Raw genomic sequence first — 524 nt, 5'->3', positions numbered from 1 at the left:
TCAGCATCCGTCACAACCCCATCGTCGAAGGCATACGCACGGCCGACTACAACTACCGCAGTGCCGATACCGACCTCTTTGCCGAAACCGACAACAAACAGTCCGAAGAATCAGCCGACAATACCGTTTTATTGGGCAAACAGCAGCATTGGGGCCTTCATCCTAAAACAACCGACGAAGCCCAAGTTCAGACGACCCTGTTGAACGAAGCCAACCTCTGCCGTCAAACCGTCGCTGCCGGCAGCGGCAACGTTGTCTCCATGACACCGATGAAAGTGTTCCAAACCGATGTCTCCTTCCCCGAAGCCCCCGACGGCTGGCTGGTACTCAGCATGGAACACAGCGGCAGCCGCGATACCGCCTACAGCCACACCTTTACCGCCATCCCCGCCCAACTCGCCTACCGTCCCGAACGCATCACCCCGCGTCCGCATATCGCCGGCACACTACCCGCACGTGTAACTGCGGCGGAGAACTGCACCTACGCCTATATCGACGACATGGGCCGTTACCGCGTCAAACTA

Annotated in this window: 1 protein-coding gene; it reads left to right on the top strand. The window is 58.4% G+C overall.

What is annotated here, in order from left to right:
* A partial coding sequence (locus ACTHUT_RS21690) for a contractile injection system protein, VgrG/Pvc8 family (RefSeq protein WP_440386836.1) occupies window positions 1-524 on the top strand: 524 nt, incomplete at both ends.

This window comes from Neisseria sp. P0022.S010 (genome assembly GCF_051956635.1).
Note: the sequence above shows the minus strand (reverse complement) of the source record. Positions and strands in the feature narration are given on the sequence as shown.